This is a genomic window from Clostridium sp., assembly GCF_051654825.1.
In the GTDB taxonomy this organism is placed as follows: domain Bacteria; phylum Bacillota; class Clostridia; order Clostridiales; family Clostridiaceae; genus Clostridium.
This window is the reverse complement of record NZ_JBOFYU010000034.1, coordinates 1-17,032: the sequence shown is the minus strand read 5'-3', so window position 1 is coordinate 17,032 and position 17,032 is coordinate 1. Positions and strand designations below refer to the sequence as shown.

9 protein-coding genes are annotated in these 17,032 nt (G+C 28.7%); 1 reads left to right on the top strand and 8 read right to left on the bottom strand.

All coding sequences use genetic code 11. The features are described from left to right. Window positions 1-50: 50 nt before the first annotated feature. The 5 genes from ACRDBA_RS01550 to ACRDBA_RS01530 all read right to left on the bottom strand — a co-directional run bounded on the left by ACRDBA_RS01550 (window position 51) and on the right by ACRDBA_RS01530 (window position 11,267). Window positions 51-323 (bottom strand): DUF5592 family protein, encoded by a 273-nt coding sequence (locus tag ACRDBA_RS01550; protein WP_438571184.1) that lies wholly within the window; start codon window positions 321-323, stop codon window positions 51-53. Continuing rightward, window positions 323-2,116, bottom strand: a complete 1,794-nt coding sequence (locus ACRDBA_RS01545) for a pLS20_p028 family conjugation system transmembrane protein (protein ID WP_438571183.1) — start codon at window positions 2,114-2,116, stop codon at window positions 323-325. The genes ACRDBA_RS01550 and ACRDBA_RS01545 overlap by 1 nt, the downstream gene beginning before the upstream one ends. A 40-nt stretch (window positions 2,117-2,156) precedes the next feature. Next, window positions 2,157-2,399 carry a hypothetical protein gene (locus ACRDBA_RS01540; protein WP_438571182.1) on the bottom strand — a complete coding sequence of 81 codons (243 nt, stop codon included), beginning with the start codon at window positions 2,397-2,399 and terminating at the stop codon, window positions 2,157-2,159. A gap of 63 nt (window positions 2,400-2,462) precedes the next feature. Continuing rightward, the gene (locus ACRDBA_RS01535; RefSeq protein ID WP_438571181.1) at window positions 2,463-2,825 is read right to left on the bottom strand and encodes a hypothetical protein; all 363 of its coding nucleotides are present in this window, start codon (window positions 2,823-2,825) and stop codon (window positions 2,463-2,465) included. Window positions 2,826-3,185: 360 nt separating this feature from the next. Then, window positions 3,186-11,267 carry a DUF7507 domain-containing protein gene (locus ACRDBA_RS01530; RefSeq protein ID WP_438571180.1) on the bottom strand — a complete coding sequence of 2,694 codons (8,082 nt, stop codon included), beginning with the start codon at window positions 11,265-11,267 and terminating at the stop codon, window positions 3,186-3,188. Between the two features lie 133 nt (window positions 11,268-11,400). Here ACRDBA_RS01530 and ACRDBA_RS01525 point away from each other — a divergent pair, with 133 nt between their 5' ends. Further along, window positions 11,401-14,829 carry an isopeptide-forming domain-containing fimbrial protein gene (locus ACRDBA_RS01525; RefSeq protein ID WP_438571179.1) on the top strand — a complete coding sequence of 1,143 codons (3,429 nt, stop codon included), beginning with the start codon at window positions 11,401-11,403 and terminating at the stop codon, window positions 14,827-14,829. 60 nt (window positions 14,830-14,889) lie between these two features. Here the strand turns inward: ACRDBA_RS01525 and ACRDBA_RS01520 are convergent, their stop codons facing one another. The 3 genes from ACRDBA_RS01520 to ACRDBA_RS01510 form a co-directional block, all read right to left on the bottom strand. Further along, a complete protein-coding gene (locus tag ACRDBA_RS01520) occupies window positions 14,890-15,819 on the bottom strand; it encodes a hypothetical protein (protein WP_438571178.1) in 930 nt (309 codons plus the stop codon). Window positions 15,820-15,857: 38 nt separating this feature from the next. Beyond that, complete coding sequence (locus ACRDBA_RS01515; RefSeq protein ID WP_438571177.1) at window positions 15,858-16,334, bottom strand: hypothetical protein; 477 nt, start codon at window positions 16,332-16,334, stop codon at window positions 15,858-15,860. 363 nt (window positions 16,335-16,697) lie between these two features. Beyond that, window positions 16,698-17,032: hypothetical protein (locus tag ACRDBA_RS01510; protein ID WP_438571176.1), on the bottom strand; the 335-nt coding region annotated here is incomplete at its 5' end.

The following is a 17,032-nucleotide window of genomic DNA, read 5'->3' as shown; positions in this document are numbered from 1 at the left end:
ACAAATAAAAATCCTAGCAATTACTAGGATTTTTAATTTTGAAAACTAATTTACATTCTTCTATAAACTTTGTTATCTTTTTTAAATGAATAATATATACTTTGATATAATCTTCTCTTGGGATTTGATCTACTCTTACTTAGTAGAAACAATGTCCCTGCAACTACAAACAGATAATAAAAAACTATAAATGGTTGATATACTAGAGGGGAAAACATAACACTTACCATCAATGCAATTATTGATATAAGGAAGTCCTTCAAGTATATTGACTTACTAAACTTAATTTCAGTTGAAATTTCTTTAGGTATAATGTACTTCATTATTTCTCACCTCTATTTTTAGTAAAGTTTCTTGGAATAACATCACTCTTTTTATTACTATTTAAGTTGAGCTTTCCATTTATATTTATACCATCCATTCTTTGCTTCCTTCTGGTAGCATTTAAATCTGATCTTTTGCTTGAAGTCATTTCTGAATGATTGTTTAATGCTTCATTAAATTCAATCTCTCCTGGTACATTAGACTTATAAGCATTTAAATTATCACTACTGCATTTATCTACTGATCCATTTTCTTGTCCAGATTGGTTAGCATTATCGTTATCTTTGTTATAGCCTGATTCTTTCATATCTTGTTCAATATCACTATATTGTGGTATTCCAACACTCTTACCTTTGCTATTACCTTTAATAGCTTGTCCTACACCACTTTCAAATGATTGTGTACTTATGCTACTATTGCTCTTTCCATCAGTATTAGAGTCTCTATTAGAAGAGTTTATATCATTGCAATCTGATTGATTACTTGAAATATCATCTAAGTTATGAACTCCATACTTTTCAGCAGCTTTTCCATATGCATCAGTCATATTTACTGCACCTTTAGTTGCTGCTTCTGTTAAGCCAGTTTTATCTGCCATTTTCATTGTGGATTTACCTATTCCACCTGCTATACTACCAGTAGTTTTTCCAGCTCCTATAATACCTTTACCAATTTTGCCAACTCCAGCTGTTCCTATTAAAGTTCTAGATAATCCACCATCCACTTGTGTTCCTAATAACTTTTGGATTATTGTTGGTCCTTCAAGTAATGCTATTGAAGTTCCCAATAATATAACCAAATTAGTTATAACTCCAACCCAGCCAGTACCTAGTTGTTGATTCTGAATCCATCCTGTAAATTCAGCATATAAATTCATACTGAATACTGATACCATCAATACTGCAAAGGTAGCTATTATATGTGTTAAAAGCTCTTTAGCCCTTTTACCTTCTTCGATATCTGTAAATATTAATATAGTTCCTACTATTCTATCTAAGGCTAAGTTAAATACAATTTTAACTGTTTTAACCCCCATAAGTAGCAATGTTATACCAACAATAATAAAGTTAGCTATAATTGAGAACCAATTTACATAGTATCTATAATACCCATCTCTACCTGTTAGCATATTTCCATCAAATTTTTTATCTACTATATTGCCATTTTTATCAAAATCTAATTCTTTTTCTACAACCTTTTTATTAGTTTTATTATCAATATTAGAACTTTTTAAAACCTCACTCATATCTATATGTTTTAATACAGATGGTGGTATATCATTATATGTAGTTACATTTGAAGGTAACTTAAATCCATCATATTCAGCATACTTCATTAAATCATGTAAATTTGCCTTTATTACTCTATCCGAAAGTAGGCCTTCCCCAGTATTTGTGCTTATACTCACACTACCAGTTAAACTACTAACTATCTTAACCCCTTGACTAAATATAATTGGTAAAGCCATTACAACAACGATAACTAGTAATGCTCCTGTAAAAGCATTACTTTTATTATCTCTTTTGAAGATTAGCTTATAGCCTAGAATTGCTATTGATATAGCTAAAATAGCTACCATTATACCTGATAACACACCTATATTACTTTCAACAATGCTAGAACTTACGAAGTTAATTACCTTATACGTGTTATGGACAACTGTATCAATAATGTCTACTAATTTCTTTAGAAACATTACAATTGCCCAACCTAATTCCCTAAGTAAGTCCTTAAAAACATTATCCGTTACTAATAGATCTGAGAGGTTTTGGAGTATATCTGATACACTCACTTACAACACCTCCGAAATATTAATTAAACTTCTATACCTACTAGAATCCAATGTTCTGCTTTAAGAATGAAGCTAATGCTGTTGCTCCAAGAACTACTACTAATCCAATTGCAGCACCTACATACCATGGTCTTGCTTTTCTAGCACCTTCAGCACCACCCATTATTTGAATAACTCCACCTGCACAAAATGCAATTGCTGCTGCTGGAACAGCTAAAACTTGAAGCCATTTAACAACCTCATACATTAAATTTGAAATATTACCTACTACATCTACACCCATTTTTATTTCCTCCTACGTAATTTTTATATTTTATTTTTAAAAGAAGATTTTCTTCTTAATAAACTAATTATTATACTTTAAATTCTTTTTAGCCCATTGATTTACAATGTTTAATGCTAGTCCATTTTTGGTTGAAGCCTGATAAATATATCTTTCCATATGTATTCTATTCAAAAGAATTAATTTATCTTCATCTAAACTAATGTTTAATCGCCTACATAACTCTCCATATTCGTCTTTCTTACCTGACTTGATAATATTTCTTTTATCTAAAGTTGGTTCATTGATCCATTCAGAAATAATATTAGCTATTAATTTATTTACTGTTATTTTTTCTAAATCCAAGTCATTATCAATGATGTGTTTAGTTAGGTCTCTATTGAGCTGTTTACTAATATACAAACTCATAATCTTTTTATTATACATTTAACCTCCCATCCTACTAAAACAAGAAAAAGAAGCTAGCTTAACTAAATAAACTTGCTTCTTCTCATTAAATACGTTAATAGTAATCTATCTTAAAATAACATTTACTGTTCCATTATATACACCTAGTCCCAATTGAATTGGTCCAGCTAATTAACATTCAATATTCATTTTTGACCCTTAATCATAATACAAAATAATTCACATTATGTCTAATTGAAATATATGGTTATTTCGGATTAATTATCTATAGAAAGTAAATCCTAAATATATATTAAACTTTTTTATATAAAAAGAATCTGTATCAAAATAATTTTTGATACAGACTCTACATTTTATAATTTTAAATTATCCAATCTATTAATTAGTAACTTCAACCATATACACTACTGTTATAATTTGTCCTGGTGAAACTATACCTAAGTCAAAGCCTGCTTCTGGATTATATTGAGGATAGTTTGTGCCATTAACTGTAACTGAACCTAGTACATATACAGAATTTTCTGGTGTAGCATCAAGGAAATTTACATTTGTAGCGTCAATATTACCCACATTGGTAATTATAACTGTATAAGTTAATTTATCACCAATTGTAGCATAGAGCTTATTTACTGCCTTCGTTACTGTTAAATTACCAAGTGCTACATTTGTTGTTACCAAATTTGAAGTTGTAGTCTTATTTAATGCTGGTTGTTTTGGATCAACTAAATACTTAAAGTTAATAGTAGCTTGGTTTGCAATTTTATTAGATACAGGAACTGAATCTACTGTAGCTACAAATTTAACAGTTATAACATTTCCAACTCCAATACTTCCTAAATTAAAGCCTATTGTCGGATCATAGCTTTCTTGTAATGTTCCATTTACAACTACTGAACCTACTTTAAATTTCCCTCCTGTTGAAGGCGTATCTTGGAAGAAAACATCACTAGCTATAGTATTACCCTTATTAGTAATAACTATTGTATAGTTTAATTCATCATTAATTGTTGCTATTGATTTATCAACCGTTTTAACAGCTGCTAACTCTCCTAATACTACATTTGTACTAACAATATTTGATACATTTGTCTTTATAATATTTGATGCATTTGGATCTATCTTATAACTAAATTGTCCTTGCGAATAATTTTGAACTATAGGTGGTATTGGTAGGGTATTAATTTTTACATCAAATTCAACTAATGCAGATTGTGATGGTGCTAAGCTACCAAGGTCTATTCCTAGGCTTGGGTTTGCATTAGGATAAATAACTTCATTTATTCGTACTGTCCCAGAAACAAATGAAATTTCTGGTTGAAGGTTATCTATAAATTTAACTCCTGTTGCAATTACATTTCCTGTATTAGTTAAAGTATTACTATAGCTTAACGTATCTGTTACTCTTGCATATAGTTTATCTACAGACTTAACTAAATTTAAATCTCCAACATTAATATCTGTTTTTACAGTATTACTTGTAGTAGTTAAATTATAGTCTGGTCCTGCTGGATCTATTTTATAATTTCCAACGGTTGTAGCATAGTTTGTTACTTGTGCTGGTGTTGGAAGTGTAGTTACCTTAGCCTTAAATGAAATATTTGAAGTATTTCCTGGTATTAAATCAGTTAAATAGAATCCTGTTATTGGATTAAAGCTTGGCTTTACTATACCATCAACATTTACAGAACCATCAATAAAAATTGCACCACTTGATAACATATCTGTAAAGAATAGATTATATCCGTTAGTATTTCCTATATTCGTTACAATAATATTATATAAAAGTTCATTTTGTATTGTTACATAAGCAAAATTCACAGTTTTTGTAGATGATAATTGTCCTATCTTCACATAAGTTACGACCATATTAGAATCTGTTGCTTTTGAATAATCTTGCCCTTGTGGATCTATTTTATAGTTGTAATTAATTGTACCCAAATTTAATATAGCTTGTTGTCTTGGTAAGGCTGTAATTGTTGCTTTAAAAGATAAAGTTACTTGCCCTAAAGTATCTATATTACCTATTGAAAAGCCAACTGTTGGGTCATAACTTGGTTGCTCTACTCCGTTAACTATAACCGAACCAGTATTAAAGCTAATTCCATCTAAAAATACATCATTAAATGTAACATTTGTAGTATTTACATTTCCAGAATTTTTAATTACAAAACTGTAATTTAATATATCTCCAACTGTTCCATAAACTTTATCTACAGCTTTAGTTATATCTAATTTTGACAAATTAATTTGAGTTACTACTGTATTACTCGTTACTTCATTAATAATTTCTAAACCTAGTGGATCAATCTTGTAACTAAATGTTGCATTTGCAATATTTAATATTGTTGTAGGGGTTGGTACTGATGTTACTGTAGCCTTAAATTTAACAACTACTGAATCACCAGCTTTAATTGTTCCTAAAGTAAAACTATCAAATGGACTAAATCCAGGCTTTGAAATCCCATCAATACTTACAGAATTATTTACAAATGTTAATCCATCTTTAACAATATCTCTAAAATTTACATATAAAGCGTCTACATTACCTGTATTATTAACTGTAATTGTATAAATAATTACATCATTAATTGTTGCATAATTTAAATTTACAGTCTTATTAAGAGTAATATTACCAACATTTATTTGCGTTTGAACTGTATTACTAGTTGTTGAAGTATCTATAATTGGTTTTGTTGGGTCTACATAATAGCTATAGTCAATCTTAGCAAAATTTTTAATTAAGCTATCTGCTGGAACACTACCTACTGTAATTGTAAATGTCACCTTTGTTGTTTCATTAGGATCAATATCTGGTAAGCTAAACCCTCTATTTGGATTATAATTTTCATAGGTTATATCATTAACCTTTACTGTACCTATATCAAAGTTTGCTTCAGATTGAATTATATCAATGAAATTTAAAATAGAGCATCTTGCTGAACCCTCATTAGTTAAATTAATTGTATAATTTAACTTATCTCCAACTGTTGCATAAGCTTTATCTACAGTTTTAGTAATATTTAATCTCCCTAACTTAACATAAGTTATTACAGTGTTAGAATTTGTTGTCTTTGTTTGTATTTGGTCTAAATCAGTAAGCTTATAGCTAAAGATTACTTCTGCAAAGTTTTCTACCTTTCCTGTGCTTGGTAAGTTAGCTATTGTGACAACAAAGCTTATAACAGTACTGTGACTTGGTAATAAGTCATCAATAATAAATCCTGCATTTGGATTTAATGCTGGTTTATTTACTCCATTTATCATTACAGAACCTGCAATAAAACTTAGATTAGCTTCAATTAAATCATTGAAATTTATATTTGTAGCATTTACAGAACCTGTATTATTAATAGTTACTGAGTAAATTAATGCATTTCCTAATGGTGCATAGTCTCTATCAACAGCCTTAACTACTGTTAATTCACCCATTGCAATTAAAGTTTCAACCTTATTAGTTGTAAATTCAATATCTATATATTGGTCTTCTGGATTTACTTTATATTGATAGTTTATATTTGCAAGGTTGTAAACTATATTGTTTGCTGGTCTTGATAATACTGTAACTTTAAATGAAACAGTATTATTTCCTCCTGCCTCTATATTTGGAAGGTTAAAGCCCGTATTAGGATTTAACTCAGAATATACACTTCCATTAATATTTACAGAACCAGATACAAAAGAGATATTAGAATCTAATAGATCTCTAAAAAACATATTTTCAGCAGCTGTAGAACCAGAATTGTTAATTTTAACACTATAAATTAACTCATCCCCAATTTTTCCTTGAGATTTATTTACTGATTTAGTTCCTGAAACTATAGCATCATTAATATTAACAACTGTCTGATTTGAAGTAATTGTTTTTATAATAGGTGGGTTATTTGGATCTATATTATATCCATGAGTTATACTACCTGTATTGTATAACTTCCCATCTAGTGGAATATCCTTAACCGTAACTGAGAATGTTATTATTTTATGATCTCCTTCTATTAAATCATCAATTATAAAACCTGTATTTGGATTTAAGCCTGGCTTATTAACTGCATCAATATAAACTGAATTTTCATTAAATATTGATTCACTTTGAATAGCATCTATAAATGATATATTTTTCAAAGTAACATTACCAGTATTTTTTATTACGAAAGTATAATTTACTAAATCTGTTTTTCTTGCATAGTCTCTATCATTTGATTTTGTAATAGTTAATGAACCTACATTAATAAGTGTGGTAACTTGATTACTTGTACTAGTTCCCCTTAAAACAGCTTCAGTTGGATTAATTTTATAATTATATTCCACATTAAAGGTGTTATAAATATAGCCTTGAGCTGGTAACGATATTACACGTGCTTTAAATTCAACAACAACATTCTCAGTCGGCGCAATTGTGCCTAAAGTAAAAGTTTGTAAAGGGTCATAGGTTGGTTCTGAAGTTCCATTGATCTTTACTGTACCTTCTTCAAATTTAATACCTATTGGTAGTAAATCTTTAAAAACTACATCAGTAACATTTATATTTCCTTTGTTTTCCACAACACAAGTATAGGTTAATAAATCATTTATTGTTGCATATCCCTTATCAACAGCCTTAGTACTTGAAACTACAGGTCTATTTATTACTGTAGTAACATCATTACTTGTTTTACTTCCAGTTTCCTCAACTGCTGTAGGGTTTAATTTATATTTGTAATCTATTGTTCCTCGATTTATTATAGTATTCGGTTTTAGAACTGAAATTACTTTAGCCTTAAAGCTTACAGTAATATTTCCGCTTGGATTAATAACAAGTCTTTCAAACCCGATATTTGGATTATAATCATTATATGCTACTCCATCTACTATTACTGATCCTGCAACAAATAATAGTCCATTTGGTAAAATATCCTTAAATAAAATATTAGTTAAATCAACAGTACCTGTATTTCTAGCCACTAAGGTATAAGTTACTATATCATCTATTGTTGCATATAACTTATCCACCATTTTAGTTAAAGTGGATGTTGCTATATTAATTACTGTAGTTACAGTATTACTTGATACAGTCTTACTCTTAGGTGGATTATTTGGTGCTAAATCATAATTAAAGCTAACTAACGCACTATTAATTATAGTGTTAGGATTTAGCACATTTGAAACTTTTGCATCAAAAGTCACATTAATAACTTCCCCACTATTTAAATTATCCAGTGGGAATCCTATATTGGGATTATAATCTGCTTTAATTATTCCATTAATTTTAACTGTTCCATTTATAAATAGGGCTCCATCTGGAATTATATCTGTAAAATAAATATTTTTATCAATAACATTTCCTGTATTTGAAATATTAAAAGAATAGCTCAGTGTATCATTTAAGGTTGCATAAGTTTTATTGACGGTTTTAATTATACTTAAATCACCATTAACTACATAAGTCTTTACATCGTTAGATGAAGTGGTATTTGTAATAATATCACTACTTGAATTTACTTGATAAGTGTAAACAAGCTTAGCATTATTTAATATATATCCAGCTGGAGGAACTGTATTTATAGTTACCGCTAAAGACACTCTTGTTGTATCTCCTGGGTGTATATCCTCTAATCTAAAACCATCATTTGGGTTTAATTCAGATCTCTTAACTCCGTTAAGATACACTTCTCCAGGTATTAAGGTTAAATATGGTGTAATCATATCTATAAACTTTACATTTTTTAATACTACTGTTCCTGTATTTGCTATATCTATTGAATAAATTAATACATCTTTAACTTCTGCATAGAATTTATTTACATTCTTAGTAATAGTAAATTCCATTTTATTTATTTCTGTTTGCACTGTATTGCTATTTACTGTATTATTTCTTGGTATTCCATTAGGGTCTGGTAAATATCCATAGGTTAATTGTGATTTGTTATAAATAACATTAGGATTGGGAAGCGAATTCGCTTTAGCTTGATAAGTTACAACTGTACTATTATTTGTACATAATGTTCCAATGCTAAAGCCTGCATTTGGATTAAATGATGATTGTAATACTCCATTTATAGCTACACTTCCAGGTATAAAAGAAGTTTCACTTTGTATAGCTGACATAAATATAGTATCTATAGCGTCAATATTCCCTGTGTTAGTTAAGGTAACTGAGTAATATAAAATATCATTAATACCACCATACTCCTTATCAACAGTTTCCACCATACCAATATTAACAAAGCTTGTCATTGTAGTAACCTTATTAGACACCCTTTCATCAGAAATTAATGGATTACTTTGCTCTATTTGATATTTAAATGGTACTCTAGCTATATTTTCAATTAATCTTTTTGCATCAACTGTATTAATGGCCATATCATATTTAATATTAACCTTTTGATTTGGACTAATAGTATCAACAGTAAATCCTGTGAATGGATTTAATAATGGTTTATTAACCCCATCTATATTTACTGTTCCTTCAACAAAAATAGCTCCTTGAATTGGGGTTTCAGCTATTTGTATATTTGTAGTTGGCATATTACCTATATTGTTTAGTGATAAGGTATAAGTTACTTTATCTCCTACCTTTGGATAATCATTGTTTATACATCTTTCACCAACTATATCAATATATTGTATTTGCACATTTAAAATATTGCTATAAATTGTTCTAGTAAAATACGGTCCACTTGTATAATATTGATAGTCCATTGTTAGCTTACTATAGCTATTAATTACTTTTGATGGTGGAAGTTCCTTTATATCAATATCAAAATTTATAGTAATGCTATCTCCTGAATTCATATCTGGTAAGGATATACCCGTAATAGGATTTAGCTCTTGATTTCTAATACCATTTACCTTCACTGAACCTGTTACAAATGTTGAATATTTTGTTATTATATCTTGAAATAATATATTACTTGCATTTTGCGTTCCTATATTTTCAATTACTACATTATAATTAACTCTATCATTTACCTTCGGAGTTAAATTTGAAGCTGTTTTAGTAACAATTACCTTTGCTTCCTTTACGTCAATGTTAACTATACTTGTTGTTGCATAATTTGTAGTAGTTGGTGACCCAGATCCTGATGTAAATGAATAATTGTAATCTATATATGCATTTAGCTTTTTACTTGGTGGTAAAGAATTTATATGAGCTGAAAACATTACATTTATAACACCAGCTACTGGTATAGTGCCAATATTAATACCATTTATTATACTTGAACCTTCTATTATCTGACCATTTACCTTAAGAGAACCTGATACAAATGTAGTACTTTGGTCTAATATAGTAGAAATAATTACATTCCTAGCTTCTGTATCTCCTGAATTTCTTATTTTTAGAGAATAAATTGCTTCTTCTCCTACTGAAAGAGTTTTTGATAATGCTCCATCTACATCGAAGACATTAAAAGTTGTAGTTATATCTGGTGCAATAGTATCTACTACTGTTCCAACCCCAACTAACATAACTCCATCTAATCCAGAACTTTCTGAAACTTGAAGTGCTAATTGATTTTGATTTACAACTAAGGTGTTACTAATATCAATGTTAGTAATATCCCACTTATTTCTTCCACCTATAACTTGCTTTGGTATAAATGTATTATGATTTTTTGTTCCATTAGTACCACTAATGTTAATTAAACCATTATTTTCGGATTGTAATGGATCGCATATATTGATCTGTCCACCAAAAAAAGAATTTATAGGATTATTTGGTGATGTTCCTGGATTTGCATTAGGAGTTGTAACTGGATTTCCCTGAAGGCCAAGTGTTGCAAATGAAGGGCCTACCTTAACAGTTTCTGTTCCATCTAAAGGCTGTCCATTTGCACATGCAAAGTATATATACCCATGAAGCTTATCTTCTTCATTTGGTGTTGAAAAACCTGTTATTGTAGTTTGTAATGGAGTTGTAGAATTAGCATTTCCTATTCCAGAAGAGAAAATAACCTTTCTTGGTTTAAATAATTCATTTCTATAAAATACAACTAAAGACCATCCTGCTCTAGTTTTACTTAAGTTTTCTGGTGGGATGCTTGTTGGAACCTTTGATACTGTGTAGTTTCCTATAAGCCCCTCCTTTATAATATCTGTTACTACAGCACTTCTGAATCTATCTATATTCCCCGAAGCCCCAGTAATAGATTCTGTAAATTGTGGAGTAACTTGGTAGCTATCTTTGGGTGTATCAAATGTTATGGCTTCATCTTGAATACTTCTAACATCTAAAGCTGTAGAATCATCACTTTTTACAGTTGAATACCAGGTTAGTTCAGCGTATAAAATTGTACTATTTTGTGCAATGTTTAACTTAGCTGTACTTCCAGCTTGCTGCCACTCTCTAGTAGTTTCATCGTTTATAGTAATCATATCTGAAGTATTTGTATTTAAAGCAGTCTCATCCCCACATATCACCAAGCTATTTCCAGTTGCAACTGGTACAATTTTATCGATAGCTGTGTACCTTGTTATTAATCCCATTCCATACTCCTCCTTAATTAAATAAAATTTATATTATTAAATTATGCATAAAACACCTTATTGGTACTAATTTAATTAACAATATGTAACTTATATGAATATACTATAATATCTCTTTAAAGGAGGATTTTTTATGTCTAGCTTTTTGATTATATCTGTAGATAAAAGTGAAACTACCCCTATTGTTTTAGGTGCTTCTACTGACTTAACTATTAAAATTAAAAATCTAAGTACTGATTTAAAGCTGTATAATCTAAATATAAATATAACTTCACCTGATGGTTTAAGTATAATATCTTCCACTGAAAGTATTACCTCAATATCTCCAAGCTCTAATGGAGGTAATATTTATTCATGGGTAAACTTAAAAGATATAGCACCACTTGAAATTGATTATACATTTAAAGTTACTATAAAATCAGCTACAGTACTAAAAGACTCTACTACTATTCCCTTTGGCTATATATTCAATAACTTTATAGTCTCTTGTCAAGCTGATACTATGCCTAGGGGCATCTATGATTTAGGAAACCAAATTATAACAGATAATGCTACAATTGCATTTAAGTCTGTTAGTTATAATTGTTTTATATCAACCTCTAGTAAGGTTTTAAAGGGAGCTGGAACTTTACTTTCCTTAAATGATTATACTAAAACTGCAACAGCAACCTGCAATTTCACTAATAATTCAGTAACTAAAACAGTCATTAACATTTCTATCTTATTACCTGATGGCATTAGATACATTGGAAATATAAATGCATCTGGTACTGATTCACATCAACTTAGCACCCCCATTATAAGCGTTATTTCTAAAGGTGGTAAAACTTATACCCAAATATATTTTTCTTCAATAACCTTATCCTTAGATAGCGACACAAATTTCACCTTTACCTATGCAGTATGGAATAGATACGAAAATAATCTTGGACCACTGATTTATCATGGTACTCCCTTTGATATTTCTGTCACTGCCGCTACAAAAAATTTAAATAATTCTACAGATTCAATTACAGATACAAAAACTTTCCTAGCTATGGATTTAATTATTACAAATTCAATTAACAAGGCTATCACAGATGTTTTTGAAACTATTTTCCTTACCTATAGTTTTTATGTTGGTGGCTATTACGATGTTAAAGACATCCTGGTAAACTATTTTATTCCTGATGGTATAAATTATCTTTCAAGTTCTAGCAACCCAATATCAATAGTTGATGATATTAATTTAAAAGGCTATTATTTAACCTTTAACTTTATATTTGCAGCAAAAAATTCTTCTGCCTCCGTAACATTAACAGGAACTATTAATGATTATTATAGGTATAAAAATTCTTCAAATGGTAATTTTTTAGCTGTAACTGCTTTTGATTCATTTAATTTTGCGGATAATATTTCTGGAATTTTATTGCAACTTTCATCTACTGTAACAGATTCTTCAAAAGCCTATTGTAGTATTAATATTCCATACATTTCAAAAACTTATCTTAATGGATATTATTCAGATGGAAGTTTGAAGTCAATAACTCCCCTTGCCCCTGGTGATTTAGCTGAATTTAAATTAACCTATGATTCAAACAATTTAAATGCTATTCAAAAATCTATATCACTTGATGATTTCTTTCCACTTTCAACTGGACCTATTGATAATTTAGAATTCATCTATACTGGTTATACGCCAATTAACTTAAACCCTGCACTTATAGCTCCATATGGAATTCATTTCAATTATGGTAATATACCTTCTAAAAATCTCATTACTATAAAATATAAAGTTAAAATTAAATCACTTAGTGCCCCTTATGAAAATAATAATTTATTTAAATTAACAGGTCTAAATACAGAGGGATATTCCTATAGCTCTAGGACACAAATACCCCTAAATATTGGAAGTCCTAATCTAAATTTAAAAAAATCTGTTTCTGGGCCATCTATTAATGGTATAAAAGCCAATGAAATATATAAGTACACAATAACAATAAGCAACTCCTCCAATTTAGGTACAGAAACAGATGCCTTTAATTTTACTTTATCAGATGCTTTAAGCACATGGTTTACAGTTATTCTAGATTCAATTTCTATATCTGGTTCTGGATCTTATATCATTCCCTTTGTTTCCAATGATAAAATAGAAATGAATATTTTAAAGTTATCACCTGGACAATCATTAACATTAACCTATACTGTTCAAATTAGTAGTTTGTTAGCACCTGAAGTTACAATAAAAACGACAGCTACAAATACAAATCCATTTTCACAACCTAACGACCCTTTAAGCTATAACTACACAAATCAGAATAAAAGCGCTTTTACAACTATACGGTCAAAATCTATTACAATAAGTAAATCTACTAATATTGATTTATTTAAAATAGGATCTATTTTAATTTATAAGATTACTCTAATAGTTCCTCAAGGTACTACTGCATACAACCTTTTAGTTCAGGACTCACTCCCTGCTTTATTACAACAATTTTTAGGTGGCTCTACAAAAAATAATACGCCTGTTAATCCATCAATTTCTAACAATATTATTACCTTTAATACAGAGGATATTATAAATGCATTAGATTCTGAACAAACAATAATTTATAGCTTTTCAGCTAAAATTATTGAAGGTAACAAAAGCATAGGCTCTACTTCAATAACACAGACGAATAACTGTAAATGTATTTATAAACAAACTTCTTCTGGTAATAATGTTACGATTAACAATTCATTGCCTGTTAATATAAATGTTCCAAATCTTATTTTATCTTTGTCTGCTTCAGACAATACTAATAATACAACCTTTATAAATACAGGAAATATCAATACTAATTCAATACTAATTTATAAATTAACCTTTACTAATAATAGTTTAATAACTTTGATAAATGGTATTATTGAAATTCCTATTGATGCCAATTTATCTTTTTCATCTATTAATAACTTAATTTTCTGTTCTGCTTTCTTTAATTCTAGTACAAATAAAATTGTTATAAATATTTCTAAATTAGACTCAAATGCTCAAGGCTTTATAACCTTTACTCTGCTCCCACTTTCAACCTTAAAAACAGGTAACTTTATACAAACTCAAGCTACTGCAATTCAATATTACAACGCAATTTATAATAAAGTTTATAGTGGAGAAAGTAGTAATCTTATTAAATTAACTCTAGCACCAAGCCTTTCATTACTTCCAAGCCCTAATGATAAGATTAACGATAGCACATCCTTTAGAGTCTCTCCTCCAGGCTCAACTGTAACTATATTAAATTATTTTCAAAATACAGGTGGAGGACATGATGACTTTACAATAAAAATTAATTCAGTTGCACTAGCTTATTCACTTTATATTGATGATACTTTCATTACTACTATCCCAGCTAATACTGAATATATTGCTGATATTCCTCAAATGCAAAATATTCCTTCAAATATACGAAGAGTAATAAAAATAATAACTACACTACCAAATAATATACCTCTTGGAACAGGCTATGACTTTATTGTCACAACCACCTCTAAAACATCACCTTTTCCAAGTAAAACAGTTACAAATATAGATCCAAACCTATAATATAACTATACTATTATAAAAATAAGATAATCACTATTAAGCTTTAAAACTTAATAGTGATTATCTTATTTTAATTAAAATATTAGAACTTAAAAATATTGAGCTTCCACAATCAAATACTTCATATTCAGTATTAATTAATGACGCCTTACATTTTAAATCCTTACAAAAATTCACCCCATAAGGAATTGAAAGACTAGTAGAAATCCCCTGTACAACCTTGTATTCCTTTATTATCTTTTCTCTATCACAAATATTTATATAGCTATTCCTCTTTTCTTCATATATTATTTTATATTCAATAACAGCAATAACAATAAGCTTACATAGTGTCTCCTCATTATGTTCCACTGTACTAACTATAGGAGTTTCAACTAACTTTGTTTTTATTATTGAAATTTTAGATTGTACCCTAATTATATAGTTAACATTAGGCATAACCCTTAAAATACAACCCTGAGACTTAAATACTTTAAATAGGTTATTCTTAATAGATGTGTACACCTCATTACTTTCTATATTAAGTTCAATTTCTTCTTCATCTATATTGTGTTTATATTCAAAGGTTATCTCAGACTTATTTTTCACTACATTTAACCCCTTACAACATAGCGTAACAGCCTTAAATGTAATTCTTATAATCTCATTTGGAAGTACATCACCTATATAAATAGCATTAAGATTATTTTTACATCTCACCTGTTTATCTTTTATATAAAGAGTATTTTTTATATATATAGAATTTTCATTTAGGCAGTCTGTAAAATAAATATTTTTCTTTATATCCTTAGTTGGATTTTTTATATTAATATCATAGGTTAATATATCAAATGGGCTTGCTTCTTTCTTACTTACCAGCTTTTCAACCTCTAAACCATCTAATACAATATACGTTACAACTCTATTACTATAAATTGTTTCTGTTACAATTGGTTGTTCGCTACTTAATCTATAGTTAAAATCCATTCTTGATTCATTAATTACCTTCATTTAATTACTTATATAACCTCATTACCTTCAATTTATTCTTAAATAAAATCTTCATATTGCATAATTAATAATATACTTATAAAAATCTTATTATGGTCTATTTTAACTATATCAAAATCCTCTATATAATAACCTATATTTATATTGTCACCACTACAAATTTCCTTTGGCACAACTATGAATGTACTAAATGGAATACACTCACTAATTACATATTTACACTCCCTTTGCAAAACTGACTTTAATATTAAATCTAAATTTACTGTTCCGATTATGAATAAACTCTTTCCTGTTAAATACTGCCCATCTATTGATTTTCCTTCCATTGTATCTACAAACTTTGCCTTATTTACCTTAAATCCAGTTATACTTCCATTAATACAAAAATCTCTTATTATAACTGGTGATACTTCCTTGTTATAGCTTACATCAAATTGTACAAAATACCTATGCTCAAGACCTAAAGGAGTTTTTATATACTTAGTTACAATCTCTTTTAATTTAACACTACCCATAATTCCTCCTTTTGTATTTTATAATTTATACTATTATACTTGTAATATAATAGTTACTTAATTCATATTTTTTATATGTGGTTATTTCAAAAAACACTAACATAACCTAATGCTTCGTGATAAATTGTATACATTGAATTTCATAGCCTATTTTCTTAATTGCATTTGTTAAACTACAGTCATATTTTCATCTAAATTATTTTCTACAATTATAATTTTTTTTTGGATAAAACTTCGCAAAACAATATAAAAATACTTAGGTTAATTGAACTATTTTTAGTTAATACAATAAGGTTATACCTTAAATCAAAAAAATCAGTAAATTAATTTTACTGATTTTTCATAAGTCTTTACATACTATACTTATCTACTTTTCCCCAACTTTTTCTTCATTAAAGGAGCTGTATTCAATCTTCCTACTCTCCCATCACTTTGAGTAGATTTTAACTCTTCATTCTTAGAACTTTCACTTTCAACTGCTATTTCTTCCACAGGCTCCTGTACTTCATTGAAAGTAGGTTCTACAGTATTATTGTTAATATCTTTTTTTACTATTTCTTCTATTTCTGCTTGAATAGTTTCGATAATTTCTTCTTTAATTTCTATATCTTCTTCAACTGCAATCTCTTCATTTTCAACTACTATAGCTTTTTCAACTTTCGCTGTAGTTGTAACTTTATATTCTGCCTGAGTATCCA